The following is a 24271-nucleotide window of genomic DNA, read 5'->3' as shown; positions in this document are numbered from 1 at the left end:
GGTGGATTTTTTTATATTTAAATAAATAGTGGAATAATTTATTTAATATATTTCTTATATATAAAATCTGCGAAAAGTGAATTTGACCACGCAAACCATTCTCTAGTAAATTTGCTAGAATCATTACAATAGAATCCTTCATGCATATAACCAGTATTTCCATCAGAATTTATTAGTGTATTAACTAAATTGTTTATTTCTGTTTCGTTTTTAGTAGTTAACCCTTGCATAGAGAGTGAAATATGCCAAATATATTCTGGTGGAGTATGGGGACTTCCTATACCTTTTGCTACAGATCCTTCATAATAGTAAGGATTATTTTTACTTAAAATAAATTTTCTTGTGTTTTGATATATTTCATCATCAATATCTTTATATCCAATATAAGGAATAGATAAAAGACTTGGAACATTTGCATCATCCATAAGGTTATAGTTACCTAAACCATCAACTTCATAAGCATATATATCACCAAATTCTTCAGTATGTATAATACCAAATTTATTTATTCCTTCTTCAATTTCATGCTTTAATTCATCTGCAATACTTTTTAGGTTATTATCTTTAAATACAATTTCAGATATTTCTGAAATGTAACCAAGAACAACAGTTGCAAACATATTTGATGGAATTAAATAATTATATTTACAAGCATCATCACTAGGTCTAAAACCTGACCAAGTCATTCCAGTATAAGATACAGGATCACCTAAGCCTTCGTTAGTAAGTGTATCTGTAGGTGAACAATTTAGTCTTTGGAATGAGTAATCAGAGGATTCAAAATGATTTTGTTCAATCTTCCAAAGGTCTATTATTTTATAAAATACTTTTCTAATTTCATTGTTAAAGAAAGAAGAATCATTAGATTTTTTCCAGTATTTATAGATAAGTCTTACTGGAAAACAAAGTGAATCAATTTCATATTTTCTTTCCCAAACCCATGGGCTATCTTTTGTAATATCGTTGTCCCACTTTTGACCATTACCTGTTTTATTAAAAGCATTAGCATATGGTTCATGTAGAATACAAAACACTTGTCTATTAATAAGCCCTACAAAAAGTTTTCTTAAGTCTTCATGCTCATTAATAAATGGTAAATAGTGTTCGATTTGAGATGTAGAATCTCTAAGCCACATAGCTGGAATATCACCTGTAATTATGAATGTATCCATATTTTCTTCGTTATAGTCAACTGTTGTATCCATTGTATTAATAAAGCAGTTATAAAATATCCTTTTAAGTTTAATATCATCAATTTTATTTGATAAATCAGTACCTATTTTACGAATAAGACTTTTAATTTCTTCAGTTTTACTAATTTCTTTTATTGTATCTGTAATATTAACCATATTTATTCCTCCAAGTGAATTTCTCCTCAATAATATTTAAAGTTAAGATATAGATACTACTGCTTTAAACCTAGATATATAATATAAAAATAAGCGTGTAATTTATATGATGTATAAGATTACATGGATTAAAACAGTAGTAAATGTATATGTCAATAATAATTTTATATCGACTAATACTTATTTTAAATAGCACTATAATACATTTCTTTAATAAAGCAACTATATTAATAATTTATCCACTAAAAATAACTATAAATTTAAAAAAAATAAGATTATATTAGATTTATAGAAATATTATATAAAGTTAAATTTTACAAAATATAACCTTATAATATTTTTATAGAATTTAATATAATCTATGTTTTAAATATTAATTATTATTTTTAGAGTTATTTTCAAGTTCTGTTAATAAGAATTTATTACAATAACTAATTAAAAATGCTAGTACACTTCCCATGAATAAAAAGGTTGTCCCAGGTGAGATTTCAAATAAGATCAAGGTAAAGACTATTGAAAATATATTAGCAATTGATATTAGTGGTTTAGTAAATACTAAGATAAAAGAATTTTTAATAATATCTTTAGTATTCATAGAAAATCTACTTATAAGTACGTAAATATAAGGACTTGTAAATAGGAGTAGTAATGAAATTAATAGAAATACACCAGATAGTATTATGCTATAATTTGAGAAAAATTTAATATTGATATTTAAAATAAATATTAATGCTAATTCTACAATCCAGATAATAAGAGATTGTTTAAAGTTTAATTTAAGACCAAGTTTAATATCAGGTATAAGATCTAAATCTTTATTTCTAATTAGTTTACCAGTACAGTAAAGAAGCATTGTAATAGATGGACCAAATGGAATTAGAGTGATTAAAAATAGTGGTAAATAGGTTCCAATTTTACTTATGCCTATTAAAAATATAAAAGCAAGTAAAGGAATATTAAAAAATAAGAATACTACATTAAGTACAAAGAAATAAAATACATAATTAAAGAAATTGAGTATTTTTTGAAGACTAAAAATATTATTCATAAAAACTCCTCCTTTTATCGGTTTTATAGTAAAATTAAGTATAATTAAAAACGTTTACTTTGTCAATTAATGATTTAATGATAAAATATATGAAGTATTAGAAGAAATAGGGAGATTGAAATATGAAAAAATATAATGCAGTTTATAAGAGGTTATTCATAATTTATACAGCTATATTAGTAACTTGCGTTTTATCATTAGATGCATATTTTATATATTATTCTAAAGAAAATATCAAGAGTCAAAAATTATATTTAAATAAAAAAATGATTGAAGATATTGAGTTAGAGTTAATAAAAAATACTAATTCAGTAGATAGGATAGTAAATGGTATTTATGATCAAAGCTTTATTGCAACAGATCTTGTAAATTTATTAAATAACGATTCTACAACTTATTTAAAGATGAAATTAGATTATTTAGCAAAGTCTAATTTAGAGTTTTATAATGGAATTCAAAGATATGTTAATCAAGCTTTTAATACTTATAGACAAATTGTAAGTATTAAGTTTTTATCATATGCAAGACAGGAACTAATAGAACTTGATACAGATGGAACAATAAGTAAAGAAGTTTTAGATAGAAATACTGTAGAGAGTATGCAAAATCAGAAGGTTATATCTGAAAATGGTAAAATTTCTTATATAAAAGAAATTAGTAATCCTGTAGACTTGAAAAAAGAAGGATTAATACTAATAACATATGATAGTCAAGTTATTGATGAAATGGTACAATCCTATGGAGATGATGCTATCATAATAGACCAATATGGAAAAGTTATATTTGATTCAGATGATGACTATGATAGAGAAACGTTAATGAGATATATTGGAAAATTATCTATAGGAGATAAGATAAGTTTAGACGGAAATATTTATTATACTAATGTAATTGTAGATAAGTTAGGTAATATAATTTTAGGAAGAATTAATAGTTATGAAGCTACAAAATTACCATTAACCTATTATTTGATGTTAATATTTATAGATATTTTAGTTGTAGTAGTAGCTATTTTTATAATTCATATTAAGTTAAAAAACTTAAGTGAAAGAATGAATAAAATAATAACTACTATGGACCAAGTTAAAGCAGGAAACCTTGATGTAAGAATTGATATTACTGATGATAAGGATGAACTAAATTATATAGCTACTCAATTTAATGATATGTGTATTGATTTAAAAAATCATATAGAAATTAGCTATTTAGCAGAAATGAATAAAAAGGAAGCTGAGCTTAGTAAAAAGAAAGCTGAAATGTTATCACTACAAAGTAAAATAAACCCTCATTTCTTATATAATACTTTAGAATCAATAAGAATGAAGGCTATAGCAAATGGAAATAGAGATGTTGGGAGGATGTTATTCCTTTTAGGAAATTTATTTAGGAATCAATTAAAAGAAGATGATGTGATAACCATTGAAAAGGAAATTAATTATTGTAAGGAGTATTTAGAATTATTTAAGTTTAGATATGATGATAAATTTAATTATTATATAAATTGTGAACAGGAATTATTAAATAAAGAAATAATAAAATTTGTATTGCAACCATTAGCTGAAAACTATACGGTTCATGGAATAAGACGAGAAGATTATGATAATGAGTTGCATATAGATATTTCTAAAAATAATGATAATATAAAAATTGTTATTGAGGATAATGGTATAGGAATAGATAAAAATAAAATTAATGAAATAAATCAAAAGATAAAAGAAAAGGATTTCTCAGGAAAATCAATAGGAATAGCAAACACGCACGAGAGAATCATGCTTCTCTATGGAGAAGAATATGGTGTAAAAGTAGATGAAGAATTTGAAAATGGGACAAGAATTATTTTGAATATACCAATGAGAGGGGAATAAAAAATGTATAAGTTAATGTTTGTTGATGATGAAAAATTAATTTTAGATGGATTAAAGTATATTTTAGATTGGAATAGTATGGACTTAGAAATTGTTCATGAAGCTAAAAATGGAAGAGATGCCTTAGATAAATTTAAGGAGGAGCCAGTAGATATTGTAATAACAGATATTAATATGCCTATTATGTCTGGGCTTACCTTAATAAATGAAATAAAAAAGATTAATAAGGACGTTAGCTTTATAGTTTTAAGTGGATATGATGAATTTTCATATGCGCAAAAAGCAATAAGTTTAGGAGTTGAAAACTATATTTTAAAGCCAATAGATGATATGGAATTAGAAGAAACCATTAAAAAAATTTGTAAAAAGAAGTTGGAATCAGAAAAGAATAATAATTTAGAAGAGCAATTAAATAAAGTATTAAGTAATGAAACTTCACTTAATGAAAAATATAAAAAGTTGAGCTTTGAAGAAGAAATGGACAGGCTACGTAAGTTAATTATGGAAAAAGATAGATTGAAGATTATAGAATATCTTGAAACATTGTTTGATAAAAAGGAATTTTCTACTAAAAATATATTTGATTTATCAGTTAAAATATTTTTATTAATTGATAAGATATCATATGAATTTAAAATTGATAAAAATATTGGAGAAGATAGTTTAATTAGCAATATAATAAAATTATTTAATGAAAAGTCTAGAGAAAATATAAAGTATTTTATAATTTTAGAAGTTGATAATTTATTAAAAATTATGAACTCTAATACAGAAAAATTTAGTCCAGTTATTCAACAAATAGTAAGAAAGGTTAAAGAATATTACTATGAAGACTTAAGTCTTAAAGTATTAGCTAATGATTTTAATATAAATAGTTCATACTTAGGACAATTATTCACCAAAGAAGTTGGAATGTCATTTTCAGATTACTTAAATAAAGAAAAAAATAGCAAAGCAAAAGAATTAATATTAAATACAAATATGAAAATTAATGATATAGCAAAACAGGTTGGATATTCAGACACAAGCTACTTCTATAGAAAGTTTAAAAAGTACTATGGTGTAAGTCCAGCAATGTTAAGAGAGTTAAAGAATTATTAATATAAAAAGGTCATCTCATGAGTAAGGAAGTTTATTTCCAGGCTATTGAGATGATCTTTTTGTATATATCACTAAGTAATTTTAGAGAAGTAAATATTTTAACTTTTTTGCCTTAATAGTATATAAACTTTAATTAGTACAATAAATCTGTATATTTTCAACTATAAATTGAAATTTAACCATGATATATTTTAAATATAGTAAAAACGTTTACTGGGAAGGGGAGTTGAAAATGAATGAAACACTAGAAATTAAAAAATCTAGAAAATCTAATATAAAGAAAAGCCAAGAGATAAATACAGATATTAAGGTAAATAAAAAAACATTTTTTTCTACTGTAAAAGCAAATAAAGAATTACTATTACTAACAGTTCCAGGAACAATATGGTTTTTAATATTTGCATATTTACCAATGTTCGGGGTAACAATTGCATTTAAAGATTGGAAAATACATGGTAGTTTCTTTGAAAGTTGGTTAAAGAGTGATTGGGTATGGTTAGATAATTTTAAGTTTTTATTTAAAAGTAGTGATGCTTGGTTAATTACAAGAAATACGGTTCTGTATAATCTTGTATTTATTATATTAGGTATAGTATTACCAGTAACATTAGCAATATTGCTTAAAGAAATATTTAATAAGAGACTTTCAAAATTTTATCAAACATCAATGTTCTTACCTTATTTCTTATCATGGGTTGTAGTTAGTTATTGTTTATATGCTTTTTTAAGTCCAGAAAAGGGTTACTTAAATACAATATTCGCATCAATGGGGATGGACAAGGTATCTTGGTATACAGAATCAGTTTACTGGCCTTTCATAATAATCATTATGAGCCAATGGAAAGGTGTAGGATATGGTACAGTTGTTTATCTTGCATCAATATGTGGTATAGATAAAACATATTATGAAGCAGCATTAATAGATGGTGCTAGCAAGTGGCAACAAATTAAGAACATTACAATTCCTTTATTAAAACCAATAATAATTATTATGTTCATAACATCTATTGGAGGAATGTTCAGATCTGACTTTGGATTATTCTATCAATTACCTAAAAATTCAGGAGCATTATACCCAGTAACAAACGTTATTGATACTTATGTTTATAGAGGTCTTATGAATTTAGGTAACGTAGGTATGAGTTCGGCAGCAGCATTATATCAATCTTTTGTTGGAATGATTCTTATAATAACAACAAACGCAATAGTTAAGAAAGTAGATGAAGAAAGTGCATTCTTCTAAAAGAAAGGTTGTGAATTAAATGGAGTTGAAGCTTAAAAATAAGGTTTTTAATAAAAGTAAAGAAAAGATTAGCGATAAGGAAGAAAGATTCAATAGAGTAAGCAAGAAAACAAATTTTGTTTTAAATATATTATTTGCATTATTAGCAGCAGCTTGCATTATACCATTTATGTTTGTTGTGATTATTTCATTTACTAGTGAAGCATCATTAACAGCTAATGGATATAGATTTTGGCCAGAAGAGTGGAGCTTAGAGGCTTATAAATATATTTTCTCTTCAGGAAGTCAAATAATTAGGGCATATGGAATAACAATTATAGTAACTGTAGCAGGTACACTTTTAGGATTAACTATTATGACAATGTATGCATATGCATTATCAAGAAAGAATTTTGCTTATAGAAAGTTTTTTACTAAGTTAATATTTATCCCAATGTTATTCTCAGGTGGGATGGTTGCATCATACTTAGTAATGGTTAACTTCTTACAATTAAAGGACAATATATTAGCATTGATATTACCTCTATGTGTAAGTTCATTTAATATTATAATTTTAAGAACATTCTTTAAAACAACTATTCCAGATGCTGTTGTTGAATCAGCAAAGATAGATGGAGCAAGTGAATGGCTATTATTCAGAAAAATTATATTACCAATGTCATTACCAGGTATCGCAACAGTTGGACTATTTTTAACACTTGGATACTGGAATGATTGGTTTAATGCAATGCTATATATAGATAGTAGTAACTTAATACCAGTTCAATATTTACTTATAAAACTTGAAACATCAATGGAATTTTTAAGTAATAATGCTACTAGTATGGGTGCAAATGCAATAGAAGTTGCTTCAAAGATGCCTAAGGAAACAGCAAAGATGGCTATTGTTGTAATAACAACATTACCAATAATATTTGCTTATCCATTCTTCCAAAGATACTTTGTAAGTGGATTAACAATTGGGGCTGTTAAAGAATAATTAAATAAAATAATTTTAAAAACATAAAAATTTTAATAAAGATAAAGAGTAAATTAGGATAAATTTGGGAGGAGTATATTATGTATTACTTATTAGAAAGAATTGACAAAATTTGTGGAGAAATATCAAAACATATTTATAGAGATAGTATATCAATAGACAATTACAAGTATATAGATGGAAATTATCATAACATTGATTTAATAAAAGAAGCTCCAGCTGATGGATGGAGAGATTTTAAGACAGGAGATTTATGGGGAGGAAGAGATGCTCATGGTTGGTTCAAGTGTACAGTAGAAGTTCCAGAACGTTTTGCAGGACAAACTATAGCACTAAATTTCAAAACTTTTGAAGAAGGTTGGGATGCAACAAATCCTCAATTTATACTTTATGTAAATGGAGAACAGATCCAAGGTGTAGATATTAACCATAGAGAAATAATATTAACTCACAATGCAGTTGCTGGAGAAAAATATGAAATAGACTTACATGCATATGCAGGAATGTTAGCAGATAAATTAGCTACATTAAGTGGTAACTTAGTAGTTATTGATATGGCATCAAGAGAATTATATTGGAACTTAAAAGTACCAGTAGATGTTTGTAAAGAGCTTGAAAAAGAAGATAAAAATAGAGTTGATATGATAACTGTATTAAATGAAGCTGTTAACTTAATAGATTTAAGAAGACCAAAGAGTGAAATGTATGATGAAAGTGTTAAGAAAGCAAATGACTTCTTAAATGATAAATTCTATGGAGAACTATGTGGTCACGAAGATGTTATAGCTACATGCGTTGGACATACTCATATAGACGTTGCTTGGTTATGGACTGTTGCTCAAACTAGAGAAAAAGTTGCTAGAAGTTTCTCAACAGTATTAAAACTTATGGAAGAATATCCTGAATATATCTTTATGTCTTCACAACCTCAACTGTATAAGATGTTAAAAGAAGATCATCCAAAGATTTATGAAAAAGTTAAAGAGAAAATTGAAGAAGGTGTATGGGAACCAGAAGGAGCTATGTGGCTTGAATCTGACTGTAATGTAACTTCAGGAGAGTCTTTAGTAAGACAAATAATGCATGGTAAAAGATTCTTTAAGGATGAATTTAATGTAGATAGCAAGATTTTATGGTTACCAGATGTATTTGGATACTCTGCAGCATTACCACAAATATTAAAGAAATCAGATGTTGATTACTTTATGACAACTAAGATTGCATGGAATCAATTTAATAAAATTCCTCATGATACATTTATGTGGAAAGGTATTGATGGTACAGAAGTATTAACTCACTTCATAACTACAACTGGACCTGGACAAGAGAGAGAATCTCATTTCACTACTTATAATGGTCATATTCAACCAGATGCAGTAATGGGTGCATGGAGAAGATACCAAGATAAGAACTTAAATAATGATGTATTAATTTCCTTTGGATGGGGAGATGGTGGTGGTGGTGCCACATTAGAAATGCTTGAAAATGCTAGAAGACTTTCAAAGGGTATACCAGGAGCACCAAAAGTTAAGATGGGAACATCTTTAGATTACTTTAAAAGATTAGAAGAAAAAGTTAAAGATAATAACAAATTAGCTAAATGGAATGGGGAGTTATATCTTGAATACCATAGGGGAACTTATACTTCAATGGCTAGAAATAAGAGAGATAACAGAAAATGTGAAAATATGTACACAGCTGCTGAAAAATTAAACTCTTTAGCTATGTTAGAAGGTAAAGCTTACCCACAAGAAAATATTAATAATTCATGGGAAACAGTATTATTAAACCAATTCCATGATATTATTCCTGGTTCATCAATTAAGGAAGTTTATGATGTAACAGAAGTTGAATACAAAGAGTTAATAGAAAATGCAGATTCAATGATTAATGAGACTAAAGGGTTTATAGCTTCAAAGATTAACTTAGATAATAGAAGTGTAGTTGTAAATAACACATTAGGATTTGAAAGAAGCGATATAGCTACTTTTGAAATACCAGTAGGTATAAATAATGTTGCAGTAATTGATGAAGATGGTAACAAATTAGTTTGTCAAAAAATCGAAGGAAATAAGGCTATATTCTTTGCTAAAGGAGTTCCGGCAAATGGATATAAGAGTTATGCTATAGTTGAAGCTGATGATGTTAATACTGAAGTAGTAAAATTAACAACAACAGAAGCAGAAAACAAATTTGTTAAGATTAAGTTTGATGAAAAAGGACAAATAGTTTCATTTATTCATAAAGATCAAAATAGAGAATTATTAAAGGATGGAGCTATAGGGAACGAGATTCAAGCATTTGAAGATAAGCCAATGTGTTTCGATAACTGGGATATAGATATCTACTATAAAGAAAAAATGTGGAAGATTGATGATGTTCAAAGTATTGAAGTTGTTGAGCAAGGACCAGTAAGAAGTACTTTAAGATTAGAAAGAAAGTTCTTAGAATCAACAATAGTTCAAAATATTCATATTTATAATGATATAGAAAGAGTAGATTTTGAAACAGTTATAGATTGGAAAGAAAGAGATGTTCTTGTTAAGACTGCATTCCCAGTTGAAATAAATGCAAGTGAAGCAACTTATGAAATTCAATATGGTAATGTTACAAGACCAACTCACAATAATACATCTTGGGAAGTTGCTGCATTTGAAGTTTGTGGACATAAGTGGGCTGATCTTTCAGAAGGAGATTTTGGAGTTTCATTATTAAATAACTGTAAGTATGGACATGACATTAAAGATGGAAATATGAGATTAACATTATTAAAATCAACTTGTGATCCAAATCCTGATGCAGATAAAGAAGTTCATCATTTAACTTATTCAATCTACAGCCATAATGGAGATTGGAAGGAAGGACAAACTTCACAAAAAGCTTACGAGTTAAATACTCCATTTATTACAACTGTTGAAGAAGCGCATAAAGGGGACTTACCAAATACATTAAGCTTAGCAAAGGTTGATAAGGATAATGTAATGATAGAGGTAATTAAGAAAGCTGAAGATTCAGATGATTTAATTGTAAGAATGTATGAATTCCACAATAAGAGAAGTAATGTTACATTAGAGTTCTTTAAAGATATAAAAGAAATCAAAGAATGTAACCTTCTAGAAAAAGATTTAGAAGAATTATCTCCAGTTGGAAATAAGGTTAACTTTACCATTAAACCATATGAAATAAAGACATTTAAATTTAAATTAAGATAAAGCAATTTAAGGAATATCTCAAAAGAATTAATTATAACAAAATATAATTATTAAAATTTGAGGTATTCCTTAAATGTTTATATATAATAAAATTGGGTAATGTTGTAGTTTGGTGAAAAAATAAAATGTTGTAAATATAGCTAAATATTATGTTAGTTATAGATTATTTTAGGGAAGGAAAAGGGGTATAGAAATGATAATAAGAAAGAGATACTTAAGTAAAAAGATAGTGATATTACCAACAGCGGTAGCTTTTACTTTAGCAGTAGTATTTACTGGATGTAACAATGTTACGACAGGGGGAAATAAGCAAGTATATAAAATAACAGAAGAGGGACTTAATTTTAAGATGCAAAACACTCCAATATCATCTTATTGGTTACCTGAAGATTTATTAGAATGGACTGCTTCAGAGGATGAAGATGCTCCTTATAATATAAGTACTATAGAACTGCAAAAAAGAGTAGATAAGGAAAAATTACAAACAGTAAATAATACTCAAAATAAAGATACAAAAGTAGTAGCATTATCAATTATGAACGCAAACACTAGCGGAAATCCTACACAAGGATCAAATACTTTTGATTCAAATACATTTTCATATTGGCAATATATAGATACTCTTGTTTATTGGGGAGGATCAGCTGGTGAGGGGATAATTGTTCCACCAAGTGCTGATGTTACAGATTCAGCTCATAAAAATGGAGTAGAAGTATTAGGAACAATATTCTTTCCACCAACTGAATTTGCAGGTAGATTAGAGTGGTTAGATACATTTTTTACAAAGGATGCTGAAGGAAACTTCATTATGGTAGATAAGCTTATTGAAGTTGCTAAAACATATAACTTTGAAGGTTGGTTTATAAACCAAGAAACTCAAGGGACTGAAGAAAATCCATTAACAGTGGAACATGTAGAACTTATGCAAGAATTTATAAAGCAGTATAAAGAGAAGGCAGGAGATTCTCAACAGTTAATGTGGTATGATTCTATGACAAAAGATGGGGAAATAAATTGGCAAAATACACTTAATGATAAAAATGATATTTTCTTAATAGATGGAGAAGGTAATAAAGTTGCAGATAGTATGTTCTTAAATTTCTGGTGGACAGAAGATAAGTATGCTCAAGATGAATTATTAAAGAAATCAGAAGAGCATGCAGAAAAAATAGGTGTTGACTCTAAGGAAGTTTATGCTGGAATAGATGTACAAGCTAATGGTACGGCAACACCTATTAAATGGGACTTATTTGAAAAAACAGCAAATGAAACATATACCTCATTAGGATTATATTGTCCAAGCTGGACGTATTTTTCTTCAGATACAGTAGATTCATTCCAAGAAAAAGAAGCTAAATTATGGGTTAATGAATTTAATGATCCAACTAAAGCTACTGAAGCAACTGGTACTACGTGGAGAGGTATTTCAACATATGTAGTTGAAAAATCAGCAGTTACATCATTGCCATTTAAAACAAACTTTAGCATGGGGAATGGGTATAACTTCTTTATTGATGGAGAAAAAGTATCATCTTTAGACTGGAATAATAGAAGTTTAGCTGATGTTATGCCAACATATAGATGGATAATTGAAAATGAAGGGGAAAACCAACTAACAGCAAGTTTAGATTATTCAACTGCATATTATGGAGGAAACTCAATAAAATTATTAGGTAAATTAGAGGCTAATAAATCTTCTACTATTAAACTATTTAGTGCAGATTTAAAGCTTGAAAAAGGTGTAGAATTTACAACTATGGCAAAGGCAGATTCAGAAGTTGCATTAGATTTAGTATTAGAATTTGATGATGGTACTATAGAAACAATATCAGGAGATAAAAAACTTGAAAAAGACTGGACAAAAGTAACTTATGATGTTGAAAAATTTGTAGATAAATCAATAAAAACAATTTCTTATAAGATGACAACTAGTGAAGCTGCAAATAATCTTACAATTAATTTAGGGAATTTATCAATAGATGATGGAAAGACTGATAAAGCGGTAGATGTTTCTAATGTAAAAGTTGAGAGTACTAGCTTTGAAGAAGATAGTACTTTAGCAGGTATAAGACTTACTTGGGATGCTACTGAAGGTGAAGGATTGCATCATTATGAAATATATAAGGTAAATAGTGATAAGAGTAAGTCATATTTAGGTGCAACGTATAATACTAGGTACTTTATAAATTCTCTAGAGAGAGAAACTGATGAAATGGAAAGTACTTTTGAAGTAGTTTCAGTTAATAATGATAACGTAAGAGGAAAATCAGCAAAAGTTAAAGTAGAATGGCCAGATAATACATTACCAAAAGCTAATTTTAGAGCAAAAAGCACTGTAGTGGCACCAGGCGAATCAGTTACATTTGAAAACTTAAGTAACTTAGTTGCTGATAGTTATGAATGGACATTTAAAGGAGCAGATGTTGAAACAAGTACTGAGCAAAATCCAACAGTAACTTATTCAAATGAAGGCACTTACGATGTTGTATTAAAAGCTAAGAATAAGAAAGGTAATGATGAAATAGTTATAAAAGATTTAATAACTGTTACAAAATTAGCAGAATCAGGATTAAATAACCTATCATTAAATAAAACAGTAGAAGCTTCAAGTTTTGTAAATGATGCAGAAGCACCTAAATATGCATTAGATGGTGATCCATCTACAAAATGGTGTGCAGTAGGTCCAGATAATCATAATATTACTATTGATTTAGGTGAAGTTAAATCAATAAATGAAGTCCATATTCAACATGCTGAAGTAGGTGGAGAAAATCCAGATATGAATACTGAAGAATACAAGATAGAAGTAAGTGAAGATGGAGAAAACTTTACTACTGTATCTTTAAGAGAAGGAAATACTTTAGGAGAAACTGTTGATGCATTTAAGCAAGTAAATGCTAGGTATGTAAGACTAACAATATTAAAGGCAACTCAAGGTTCAGATTCTGCAGCTAGAATTTATGGTATAGATGTATTTGGATTAGAATAGAAAAATAACTATATTAATATTAAAAAAATTACTAGCTAAGCATTTTTAGTGCTTAGTTAGTAATAATTTATTTTAATAAGAATGGAAAAAGTTTTCATATTAGTAGACAAATATGAAATTTTTATATTAAATATAAAATATGTACACTATAAAGTCTAAAAAAATTACTATAAAATAGAATATGTAAACGATATAAAAATGCAAAAGGGGAGAGGAAATTTATGAAAATTAAAAAGCTTATTGCTTTAGCAACAACTGCGCTTGTAGGTGCATCAATATTTGCTGGATGCTCTAGTACAGCAACAAGTAAGAAAAGTGATGTAGTAACATTGAAATGGTATACAATAGGTGCTGAGCCAAAAGACTTACAGCTTGTTGAAGATGAAGCTAATAAATATCTAGAAGAAAAAATAGGCGTAAATATAGATATGAATTTTATTGATTATGGTGAGTATAGTCAAAAATTAGGTGTAATAATTAATTCAGGAGAAGCTTATGATTTAGCATTTACTTGTTCATGGGCAGGAGATTATTTAGGAAATGCTAGAAAGGGTGCTTTCCTAGATTTAACACCTTATCTTGATAATATAGGTAGTGAAATGAAAGAAGCTATAGATGATAGATTCTGGAGTGGAGCAGAAGTTGATGGTGGTATTTATGCAGTACCAAATCAAAAAGAAATTTGTACAGCTCCAATGTGGGTATTTACTAAAGAATATGTAGACAAGTACAACATTCCTTATACTGAGTTACATTCATTAGAAGATTTAGAGCCATGGTTAAAACTTATAAAAGAGAATGAACCGGATGTAACTCCACTATATATCACAAAAGGATTCTCAGCTCCACAATACTTTGAACAATTAGTAGATCCAGTTGGAATAGAATACGAAGATGATTCACTAGTAGTAAAAAATATGTTTGAAACAGACAAAATGAAGTCTACATTAGAAACATTAAGAAAATACTATCAAGCTGGATATATAAATGCTGACTCTGCAACAGCTCAAGATGATAAATCAGTTAAGAGATTTGTCACAAAAGGTGATGGACAACCTTATGCAGAAGTTTTATGGTCAAAAGATTTAAAATATGATGTAGTAGCAAGTCAAATAACAGATTCTTATATTACTAATGCTTCAACAACTGGTTCTATGATTGCAGTATCTAAGAACAGTAAAAATCCAGATAAAGCAGTTGAATTCTTAAACCTTTTAAATACTGATGAATATATAAGAAACCTTTTAAACTATGGTATAGAAGGAACACATTATGAAAGTGTTAATGACAAACAAATCAAATTAACAGATAAAGCTTCTGATTATTCTGTTGGTTACTATACTTTAGGTAACTTATTTATAACTAAAGTTTTAGATAATGAACCAGAAACTAAGTGGGATGAATTCCAAGAATTTAATGATGCAGCTAAAGAATCTGCAGTACTTGGATTTAAGTTTGATACTTCAAAAGTAACAAATGAGATTGCAGCTATAAACAACGTACTTGAAGAGTTTAAATCTACTATATATAGTGGATCAGTAGATGTTGATGAATACTTAGACAAGTTAAATAAAAAATTAAAAGACCAAGGTATCGATAGAGTTATTGAAGAAATGCAAACTCAACTTGATGCATGGTTAGCTGAACAATAATAGATAAAGGGGGAGAAATCCTCCTTTAATCATATCAATAGTAAAGGAGAAAAAAATGAGTAAATTATTTATAGGTGTAGACTTAGGTGGAACAAAAATATATACAGCTTTATCAGATGAAAGAGGAAATATACTAAAAGAAATTATAAAACCAACTGAAGCAAGTAATGGATATGAGCAAATTGTGGAAAAAATAAAAGAAAGTATAAGGTATGTAAGTAAAGATGTTAAGGAGGATAAAGTAGTTTCAATAGGAATTGGATCACCAGGACCATTAGATGTTAAAAATGGATTAATAGTAGATCCTCCAAACTTACCTTTTAAAAATTTTAATATAGTTAAGGCCTTAGAGGTTGAATTTAAATTACCTGTATTTTTAGATAATGATGCAAATGCAGCAACATTGGCAGAATATAAATTTGGAGCAGGAGTAGGAACTACTAATATGATTTTTATAACTGCTAGCACTGGAGTTGGAGCAGGAGCAGTTTTAAATAAGAGTATATATAGAGGAAGTACATCAAATGCTTTAGAACTTGGGCACACTACAGTTCATTATTCAGGAAATAGATGCGGTTGTGGAAATAGAGGTTGTGTAGAATCTATGTCATCAGGAACTGCCATTAAAAAGCAAGCAGATGAAGCTTTAAAATCAAATATTGAAACAAGCTTAAGAAAATATGAAGTTGTTACGGCAAAAGAGGTATTTACTGAAGCAAGTAACGGAGATAAGTTATCAAATGAAATATTAAGAGAAGCTTTAGGATATTTAGGCGTAGCAGTTTCAAATGCAGCCAATGCATTTGATCCAGATATGATTGTTATTGGTGGAGGAGTTAGTGAAGGTGGACAAATAGTTCTCGATATAATTAGTGAAGAAATGAAAAGTAGATGTTTAAACCCAATATTAAATAATTGTGTTGTTAAAAAAGCACAGCTTGGTGGTAAGGCAGGAGTTCTAGGTGCAGTAGCATTAGCTATAATTGAAAGTAATAAGTAGAATAGAAAACTAGCTATAAAATAAAGCAAGCAAAGTAAGAAGAGAAGTAAAGGGGAATAGTAGTTATGGAAGAATTTTATGAGCAATATAATGGAAAAGACTATGGATATTTTCAAAGCATAATGAATTCCATAGAATATGCATCATTAATATTAGTAGCAGTTTATATATTAGGTTTTAGAACATTACTTATTGGAAGCTTTGTGTTTTTAATATATGTAGGAATAGTATATTTTAATAGAAAGAAATTTGTTGCCTATGAGTATGAATTAACATTAGATAGTTTAGTTATTTCAAAAGTAATGACTGAAAAAAGAAGAAAGAAGTTATTAGAATTTAACTTATCAGATGTTGAATGTGTAAGTAAAACTAAGAGAAATGAAAAGAAGTGTCCAGTAATAAATGCATATATAAAGGAAAAAGAAAATAATAATCAATATTTATATGTAAAAACTCCTGAAGGAGTAAAGTGTCTAGTTTTAAATATGGATGAAAAATTAATATCTATGTGTTATAAGATTAAGCCATCAGTATTTAGAGAATTAATATATAATTAATTAAAATTTATTAATTGATAAGATAGTTACTTTATTTAGGTTAGGGGGAAATAAAATTGTATATATGTATTGATATAGGAGGAACAGCCATTAAAGTTGCAATAGCTGATAGTGAAGGAAATTTGTTTGAAAATGCTTCATTACCTGTTTCTCATGAAAAAGAGAAATTGATGGATACAATAATTAATTATATAGAAGAGATGAAGTTTAGTTATGATGTAAAAGGAGTAGCTATAAGTGCGCCAGGAGCTGTAGATTCAGAAAGTGGAATAATATATGGGACAAGTGCTATTCAATGTATACATGGATTTAGTTGGAAAGAAGAACTTGGACAGAAAGTGAATTTAAAAGTAACTATAGAAAATGATGCAAATTGTGCAGCACTAGCAGAAACTTTTAATGGAAAAGCTAAGGGATTAAAAGATGTATTATTTTTAGTTTGTGGTACAGGTATTGGTGGAAGTATAGTTAAGGATGGAAAAATACATAATGGAAAAAATCTTCATGGTGGAGAATTTGGATTTATGATAATGGAAGAGAAAGATGGTAAATTTATAAACTTTAGTAGATATGCTTCTACAATGTCTTTTGTAAGAAAGGCAATAGCTCATTATAATGATGATACTTGGAATGGTGAGAGAGTATTTGAAGCTGCAAGTAAAGGTGATAAATTTTGTATAGATATATTAGATAGATTTTATTTAAATTTAGCTAAGGGAATATATAATCTTCAATATGTATACGATCCAGAAATAATACTTATTGGCGGTGGAATAAGTAAAAGAAATGATTTCATCTATAATATTAATAAAAAGCTAGACTATTTAATGGAAGCAATAGAAGATTCAACTATAAGACCTGTAATAAGTGAATGTTATCATAAACATAATGCTAATTTAGTAGGAGCTTTAGTAAATCATATTAATAACTAATTATGATAGTTAAATGTAAAAAAATGTAACGACCTCCGGGGTAAATCCAAATAATGGATTGACCCCGGAGGTCGTTACAATATTTGGATTTTTATTGTATTTGAGGCGTAATAAAGGGATTATCAATATAATAAACTAATAGTATAAGTAATAACATTGGAGGATATATGAATAGAATCTTCAGTTATGATTTTTTAAAGTTAGAATTTAGAGATATATATGAAGATATAGAAGAATTAAGGAAAAAGACAACTGATGATGATATAGAGAAAAGTATTAATTCTTTAATTGGTGATATTATTTATTATATATATAAGAAAAATAATATATTATATGATGAAAAAATTGAATGGAATAAAAGATTAGTAATGTTAAAGGAGATAAATATAATACCAAACGAGATATTAAATATGATTATGACTTGGACTAAGAAAGCTAAAGCCAATTATTCTAATATCGCAACAGCAGAGGATGAGATTTCAGAAATGAAAATATTATATGAGATTTTAGTTTGGTTTGTTGTGAATTATGGTGAAGAAAATTATTCTTTAATATTAGATAATCTAATAGATTCAGAGAAAGAAATTTTTGTAAAATACTTGCCAAATAGTAAAAGTGATAAAGAAAAAAATAGTCAAAAGGTTCTTCAAAATAAAGTAGGAGGATTAGAAGAAAAAGAAGAGATTACACGTGAGCTTCTTGAGAAAGGAGAAAATTATTACTTTGGTAGGGGAGTTAAGAAAGATAGTAAAAAGGCCTATAAATACTTCTTAGATGCAGCAAAGTATAAGGATGAATATGCAGAAACTTATCTTGGATTATTTTACGATAAGGGTATAGCAGTACGTAAAAATTATGAAATGGCATACCAATGGTATTATAAAGCTGCAATAAAAGGAAATGCATTTGCTCAATATTCTTTAGGAGTTCTATACTCAGAGGGAAATGGAGTTATTAAAGATTATAATAAGGCATTTATGTGGTTTCAAAAGAGCGCAGAAAATGATTATGTAGGTGCATATTACCAATTAGGACGTGCTTATTACAATGGATTAGGTGTAGATAAGGATGAGGAAAAAGCATTTAAGTGGCATAAAAAAGCAGCAGAAAATAATCTGCCAGCTTCACAATATGCATTATCATTAATGTATAAAAATGGAGAGGGTTGTGATGAAAATCTAGTAAGTGCATATTATTGGCTTGAGAGGGCAGCAGAAAATGATTATGAAGATGCTTATTATATAGTTGGAAGATCATATTTAGAAGGAATATGTGTAGAAGTTAATTATAAGAAAGCATTTTATTATTTAAGTAAAGGATATTTAGCTTTAGATACAAATTGTATAGAATCACTGGCAGAAATGTATTTAAAGGGACTTCATGTAAGAAAAGATGTTTATACTGCATTAGAATTATATAATAAGGCCATAGAGTTTGGAGATAAAAGTGTATACTTTAAGCTTGGAAAAGTATATGAAGATGAGGGTCTAATTAATCAGGCAATTTTAATATATAAACAAGGACATGAAGAGGGAAACTTAAGATGCACTCAAAGATTAGGTATAATATATTATAATGGTGAAGGCGTTGAAAAAGATTTAGAGAAAGCAATGGAATATATGGAGATAGCAGCAGCTAAAAAAGAACCACATGCTATGTATGTTTTAGCGGTTGCATATTATAGACTAAATAAATTTGGTGATAAGACAAGTGATATTGTTAAGGCTTTATTAAAAGAAGCCTATGAATTAGGTTCACCTTATGCAGCAGATTACTTAGCTTGTATAATGATTAATGAATTAAAAGAAGGCAAAGATATTAATAAAAATGAGCTTGTAATTTATATAAAATTTGGTGTAGAAAATGACCTAAAAGAATCTATTTTTAAATATGGATATATATATGAAAAGGGAATAGGAATAGAGCAAAACTACGAAAAGGCATATTACTATTATACATTAGCAGCTGAAACTAAATATGTTAAGGCTATGAATAAGTTAGGAGATTGGTATAAGTCCGGTGTTTTCTTAAGTAGAAATATAGACTTAGCAATTAAATGGTATGAAAAAGCAGCCAAAGAAAATGATATTGAATCAGTAGAAAAGCTTATAGAGATATATGAAAATGGAATTGGTGGTAGAAGAAGTGATATAAAAGCTATTTACTATGTATTTAAACTTATTGATTTAGATGCATTAAAGGGAAAAGAAAAGCTAGTATATTACTGCTTTAAGGGAATAGGAATTGAGGAAAATAAAGATAAGGGGTATGAGTTACTTAATGAAATTGAAGAAATAGATTTAGGAACAGCAAAATATATAAGAGGATATTTAGGAGAAAAAGGGCTAATAAATATTAATAAAGATGAAATTATAAATCTATATAGAGAAGGGATAGAACTTGGCAATTTAGAATGTTATGGACAACTTGCAATGTATTTATATAATAATGGATTAAGTAAAAACAATAAATATAAAGAAGCATTTGAAGTTGCCATGGAAGGAAAGGGCTTAGGAATAAATAAATGCAAATATATATTTCTAAAAGATAAATTAAAAGATATTCAAAATAGTAGTATAGTTACTGTTGAAGAGTTAATAATTATTAAAAAGCTTAGTAAGTTAATAAATAGTGGATTTTATGAAGTAATCAATGATTTAATTCAGTGGTATGATAATAGAAAACCTCAAGATAAGACAATTTATTATGAGTTACAGGAGGAGGCAATATATTATAACATTGTTAAAAAAGATGAGAGACTTCAATAAAATAAACGACGGGACTTAAATTTTAGTCTCGTCGTTTATTTAAAATAGACTCTTGAAAATTGTAAATACTCTAAATTTATCTCTAATAAGAGCGTAAATTAGATTAATTGTATTATTTATATTAAGTAATTTAGAAGAGCGATATAATATAAATATTTATATATAAATAATATAAGTTCCATAAGTTCCAGTTAATGATTGATATGAGGCTCAAATATAATATAAATTTATATAACATATCAATCATTAACCATCGTTTCTATTAATTTACTTAGATTAAAAGGGAGTTCAAAGTAAACTAGAAACGATTCCCAAAAAGTGTGAAATTTGATTAGATTGTTTGGTATAAAAATATTTATATTTTTATGGAAGTTATATAATAATTATAATGTAAATTTATTCAACATACTATTGTAAGAATCTACAAAAATATAAGTTACAAGCAATTTATTGATATAGAATAAAAATGCAAGACTAAAATTAAATTTTAATCTTGCATTTAAAATATAATTATAAGGCTAAGTCAACAGTAATAACACATCTATATTCAGGAGATTTTTCCTTAATATCTTTTTCTATATTAGATAATAATTGAGATGATCTATTTTCATTAGCTAAGCATTTAGGACAAACTTCTATATCGAAAATTAAATTTTTATTATCATGATCTCCAACAACTCTGAAGTCATGGAAAGACTTAACTTCTTCATATTTTTTAAGCACATCTTTTACCATATTTCTAGCTTCAACTATTTCATCTGTATCAACACAAATAGGATCCATGTGGATAACTAAATAAATATTTAATTTCTTAGAAATTTCTCTTTCCGCAGTATCAATAATATGATGTATTTCCATAATATCAATATTACTAGGAATTTCAGCATGAATAGAAGCCATAATTCTACCAGGACCATAATTATGAACAATTAAGTCATGAATTCCAGTTATATTTTCATAAGACATAACCATGTCAGTAATATTACTAACTAAAACTGGATCTGGTGGTTCTCCAAGTAATGGGCTTAAAGTCTCCTTAATAAGAGAAAAACCAGAATAAACAATAGCTAAGGCTACGATAATACCAATATAACCATCGATAGGTAAAGTAGTAAATTTACTTATTAAAAAGGAAATAACAACAGTAGTTGAAGTAAAAACATCACCCATAGCATCAGTTGCAGTTGCTTTTAAAGTAGATGAATTAATTTTATTTCCAATAGACTTATTAAATTTAGATAACCAGAACTTAAATCCAATAGAAATAAGTAATAAAATAAATGGCAATAATTCAAAAGTTACTGGAGTAGGATTAATAATCTTTTGAAAAGATGTTTTAACAAATTGAAGACCAACAAGCATAACCATGAAAGAAACAATCATAGCAGTTATATATTCAATACGACCATGACCAAAGGGATGTTCTGCATCAGCGGGCTTATTTGCCATTTTAAAACCTACTATAGTTATGATTGAAGATGCAGCATCAGATAAGTTATTAAAAGCATCTGCTAAAATCGAAACAGAGTTAGAAAATAATCCAACAAATAACTTTATTATAAATAGCATTAAGTTAGTAATTATTCCAACAATGCCAGCAAGATTAGCATAGGCGCCTCTTACTTTTACATCTGATACATTATCATAGTCCTTAACAAATCTTTTAATTAAAAAATTTGAAAACATAAAAATCCTCCCATTTATATTTGTAATTAATATAGTTACTTACACTAATAGTATGTTAATTTTTTTAGTAATTACGCTTATTACAATATGCTAATTTAATCCAATGAAAAAGTCAATTATATATTATTTAAGGGGTATACTAAATATGACTAAATATAATGATATAGCTATGTTTTATATGTATCTATGACAATAAATAATAAGTTGTGAAAAAATAGCAAATGAAGTATATTAGAGATATATGAAATAAAAAGGAGTAAATGACTATGGAAAAAAAGTTAGCATTAGAATTAGTAGATTTTTTATATGACAGTCCAAGTGCTTGTCATGGAGTAAAAGCAACACAAAAAATATTAAATGAAAATGGATTTATTGAAATAAAAGAAACTGATAAATGGGATTTACAACCAAAAGGTAAATATTATGTTATAAAAAATGATTCAGCATTAATTGCATTTGAAATTGGTACTGGAGATATAGAAGAAACAGGATTAAGACTAATAGGAGCTCATACTGATGTACCAGGATTTAGAATTAAACCAAATCCTCAAATGATTTCAGAAGGAAAGTATGTTAAGTTAAATACAGAAGTTTATGGTGGACCAATACTTCACACATGGTTTGATAGACCATTATCAATAGCTGGTAAGGTATCATTAAAAGGTGCATCTCCATTAAAACCAGAAACAAGATTAGTTAATATAAATAAGCCATTATTAATAATTCCAAGCTTAGCAATTCATATGAATAGAGAAGTTAATGAAGGATTTAAAATAAATAGACAAGTAGATACACTTCCTTTATTAGGACTTATAAATGATAAGTTAGAAAAAGAAGATTACTTAATGAACATATTAGCAGAAGAGCTTCAAGTTAAGAAGGAAGATATATTAAACTTTGAATTAGGTTTATATGAATATGAAAAAGGTATGTTAATAGGAATGAATGAAGAACTTATTTCTTCAGGAAGATTTGATGACCTATGGATGGTTTATGCAGGAATTAAAGCTTTAGTTGATAGTAAAGAAAATGTAGCAACTAAAGTTATGATTTGTATAGATAATGAGGAAATCGGAAGCTTAACTGCTGAAGGTGCTAACTCTACATTATTAAATAATATATTAGAAAGAATTGCTTTAGGATTAGGTAAAGATAGAGAAGGATATTATAGAGCATTAGCTAATTCTATAATGATTTCTGCTGACTTAGCTCATGCTGTTCATCCAAATCTAGGAGATAAACATGATCCAACTAATAGACCTGTACTTGAAGGTGGACCAGTATTAAAGATTGCTGCTTCTGGAAGTTATAGCACTGATAGTTTCAATGGTGCTGTATTTGCAGGTATATGTGAAGCTGCAGGTGTACCATTCCAAAAATTTGTTAATAGATCAGATGTTAGAGGTGGAACTACAATAGGTCCTGTAACAGCTGCAAATTTAACTATTCCAGTTATCGATATGGGAGCTCCTGTTCTTGGAATGCACTCTATAAGAGAATTAGCAAGTGTTAAGGATAATTATTATACTGTTAAAGCATTTACTGAGTTCTTTAGTTTATAATTTTAAAATTAATTATGACTTTTAGAATAAGCTGTGTAAAGGAATATAATATATTATATAAGCCTTACACAGCTTTTATTATATAAATTAATGTAAATATTATTAATTTAATTTTTAAATAATATATAAATAATTTCTATATAGTTTGTTTTAATCAATATAATGTCTATTAAAGTAATATTAAAAATTTAGTTAGGTAATTGTATAGTACCAAGATCAGAATTATCAATATTTTTAAATATAGAAATACTATTATCATTTATTTTAAAGCCATTTGTTTCAGTATCAAGTAGCAATCTACATTCTGATACTGTTGCATTTCCTAGCC

The 24271-nt window shown here is 27.6% G+C and carries 15 protein-coding genes; 12 read left to right on the top strand and 3 right to left on the bottom strand.

Annotation, left to right across the window (positions count from 1 at the left end; genetic code table 11):
- Nucleotides 1-38 precede the first annotated feature (38 nt).
- Both Q0G30_RS10215 and Q0G30_RS10210 read right to left on the bottom strand, forming a co-directional pair.
- Nucleotides 39-1349, bottom strand: coding sequence for a glycoside hydrolase family 125 protein (locus Q0G30_RS10215; protein WP_204572712.1), 1311 nt, complete (start codon nt 1347-1349; stop codon nt 39-41).
- 373 nt (nt 1350-1722) lie between these two features.
- The gene (locus Q0G30_RS10210) at nt 1723-2397 is read right to left on the bottom strand and encodes a DUF624 domain-containing protein (protein ID WP_204572711.1); all 675 of its coding nucleotides are present in this window, start codon (nt 2395-2397) and stop codon (nt 1723-1725) included.
- Nucleotides 2398-2519: 122 nt separating this feature from the next.
- Between Q0G30_RS10210 and Q0G30_RS10205 the strand changes: the two genes are divergently transcribed.
- The 11 genes from Q0G30_RS10205 to Q0G30_RS10155 all read left to right on the top strand — a co-directional run bounded on the left by Q0G30_RS10205 (nt 2520) and on the right by Q0G30_RS10155 (nt 20695).
- A complete protein-coding gene (locus tag Q0G30_RS10205) occupies nt 2520-4262 on the top strand; it encodes a histidine kinase (RefSeq protein ID WP_294389435.1) in 1743 nt (580 codons plus the stop codon).
- 3 nt (nt 4263-4265) lie between these two features.
- Complete coding sequence (locus Q0G30_RS10200; RefSeq protein ID WP_204572471.1) at nt 4266-5363, top strand: response regulator; 1098 nt, start codon at nt 4266-4268, stop codon at nt 5361-5363.
- Between the two features lie 232 nt (nt 5364-5595).
- Nucleotides 5596-6606 (top strand): ABC transporter permease subunit, encoded by a 1011-nt coding sequence (locus Q0G30_RS10195; RefSeq protein ID WP_204572470.1) that lies wholly within the window; start codon nt 5596-5598, stop codon nt 6604-6606.
- A 19-nt stretch (nt 6607-6625) separates the two neighbouring features.
- Complete coding sequence (locus Q0G30_RS10190) at nt 6626-7585, top strand: carbohydrate ABC transporter permease (protein ID WP_133014309.1); 960 nt, start codon at nt 6626-6628, stop codon at nt 7583-7585.
- Between the two features lie 80 nt (nt 7586-7665).
- On the top strand, nt 7666-10797 hold the full coding sequence (locus Q0G30_RS10185) for an alpha-mannosidase (protein ID WP_204572469.1): 3132 nt from the start codon (nt 7666-7668) through the stop codon (nt 10795-10797).
- A gap of 193 nt (nt 10798-10990) precedes the next feature.
- Nucleotides 10991-13786 (top strand): discoidin domain-containing protein, encoded by a 2796-nt coding sequence (locus tag Q0G30_RS10180; protein WP_294389427.1) that lies wholly within the window; start codon nt 10991-10993, stop codon nt 13784-13786.
- Between the two features lie 221 nt (nt 13787-14007).
- Nucleotides 14008-15438 carry an ABC transporter substrate-binding protein gene (locus tag Q0G30_RS10175; RefSeq protein WP_204572468.1) on the top strand — a complete coding sequence of 477 codons (1431 nt, stop codon included), beginning with the start codon at nt 14008-14010 and terminating at the stop codon, nt 15436-15438.
- A gap of 55 nt (nt 15439-15493) precedes the next feature.
- On the top strand, nt 15494-16438 hold the full coding sequence (locus tag Q0G30_RS10170) for an ROK family protein (RefSeq protein WP_294389421.1): 945 nt from the start codon (nt 15494-15496) through the stop codon (nt 16436-16438).
- 65 nt (nt 16439-16503) lie between these two features.
- The gene (locus tag Q0G30_RS10165) at nt 16504-16995 is read left to right on the top strand and encodes a hypothetical protein (protein WP_294389419.1); all 492 of its coding nucleotides are present in this window, start codon (nt 16504-16506) and stop codon (nt 16993-16995) included.
- 56 nt (nt 16996-17051) lie between these two features.
- On the top strand, nt 17052-17927 hold the full coding sequence (locus Q0G30_RS10160; RefSeq protein ID WP_289129365.1) for an ROK family protein: 876 nt from the start codon (nt 17052-17054) through the stop codon (nt 17925-17927).
- A 167-nt stretch (nt 17928-18094) separates the two neighbouring features.
- Complete coding sequence (locus Q0G30_RS10155; RefSeq protein WP_294389414.1) at nt 18095-20695, top strand: tetratricopeptide repeat protein; 2601 nt, start codon at nt 18095-18097, stop codon at nt 20693-20695.
- 510 nt (nt 20696-21205) lie between these two features.
- On the opposite strand, the gene Q0G30_RS10150 is transcribed toward Q0G30_RS10155, so the two are convergent.
- Nucleotides 21206-22381, bottom strand: a complete 1176-nt coding sequence (locus Q0G30_RS10150; RefSeq protein ID WP_294389412.1) for a cation diffusion facilitator family transporter — start codon at nt 22379-22381, stop codon at nt 21206-21208.
- Nucleotides 22382-22647: 266 nt separating this feature from the next.
- On the opposite strand from Q0G30_RS10150, the gene Q0G30_RS10145 reads away from it, so the two are divergent.
- Nucleotides 22648-23943, top strand: coding sequence for a M18 family aminopeptidase (locus Q0G30_RS10145; protein ID WP_294389410.1), 1296 nt, complete (start codon nt 22648-22650; stop codon nt 23941-23943).
- Nucleotides 23944-24271 lie beyond the last annotated feature (328 nt).

The sequence above is a fragment of the uncultured Clostridium sp. genome (genome assembly GCF_934754925.1).
Lineage (GTDB): Bacteria > Bacillota > Clostridia > Clostridiales > Clostridiaceae > Clostridium.
Note: the sequence above shows the minus strand (reverse complement) of the source record. Positions and strands in the feature narration are given on the sequence as shown.

Coding starts and splice junctions, on each gene's coding strand:
- Q0G30_RS10165 (WP_294389419.1), top strand. CDS start 16,504: ATGGAAGAATTTTATGAGCAATATAATGGAAAAGACTATGGATATTTT.
- Q0G30_RS10155 (WP_294389414.1), top strand. CDS start 18,095: ATGAATAGAATCTTCAGTTATGATTTTTTAAAGTTAGAATTTAGAGAT.
- Q0G30_RS10170 (WP_294389421.1), top strand. CDS start 15,494: ATGAGTAAATTATTTATAGGTGTAGACTTAGGTGGAACAAAAATATAT.
- Q0G30_RS10200 (WP_204572471.1), top strand. CDS start 4,266: ATGTATAAGTTAATGTTTGTTGATGATGAAAAATTAATTTTAGATGGA.
- Q0G30_RS10175 (WP_204572468.1), top strand. CDS start 14,008: ATGAAAATTAAAAAGCTTATTGCTTTAGCAACAACTGCGCTTGTAGGT.
- Q0G30_RS10190 (WP_133014309.1), top strand. CDS start 6,626: ATGGAGTTGAAGCTTAAAAATAAGGTTTTTAATAAAAGTAAAGAAAAG.
- Q0G30_RS10215 (WP_204572712.1), bottom strand. CDS start 1,349: ATGGTTAATATTACAGATACAATAAAAGAAATTAGTAAAACTGAAGAA.
- Q0G30_RS10180 (WP_294389427.1), top strand. CDS start 10,991: ATGATAATAAGAAAGAGATACTTAAGTAAAAAGATAGTGATATTACCA.
- Q0G30_RS10205 (WP_294389435.1), top strand. CDS start 2,520: ATGAAAAAATATAATGCAGTTTATAAGAGGTTATTCATAATTTATACA.
- Q0G30_RS10210 (WP_204572711.1), bottom strand. CDS start 2,397: ATGAATAATATTTTTAGTCTTCAAAAAATACTCAATTTCTTTAATTAT.
- Q0G30_RS10145 (WP_294389410.1), top strand. CDS start 22,648: ATGGAAAAAAAGTTAGCATTAGAATTAGTAGATTTTTTATATGACAGT.
- Q0G30_RS10195 (WP_204572470.1), top strand. CDS start 5,596: ATGAATGAAACACTAGAAATTAAAAAATCTAGAAAATCTAATATAAAG.
- Q0G30_RS10185 (WP_204572469.1), top strand. CDS start 7,666: ATGTATTACTTATTAGAAAGAATTGACAAAATTTGTGGAGAAATATCA.
- Q0G30_RS10150 (WP_294389412.1), bottom strand. CDS start 22,381: ATGTTTTCAAATTTTTTAATTAAAAGATTTGTTAAGGACTATGATAAT.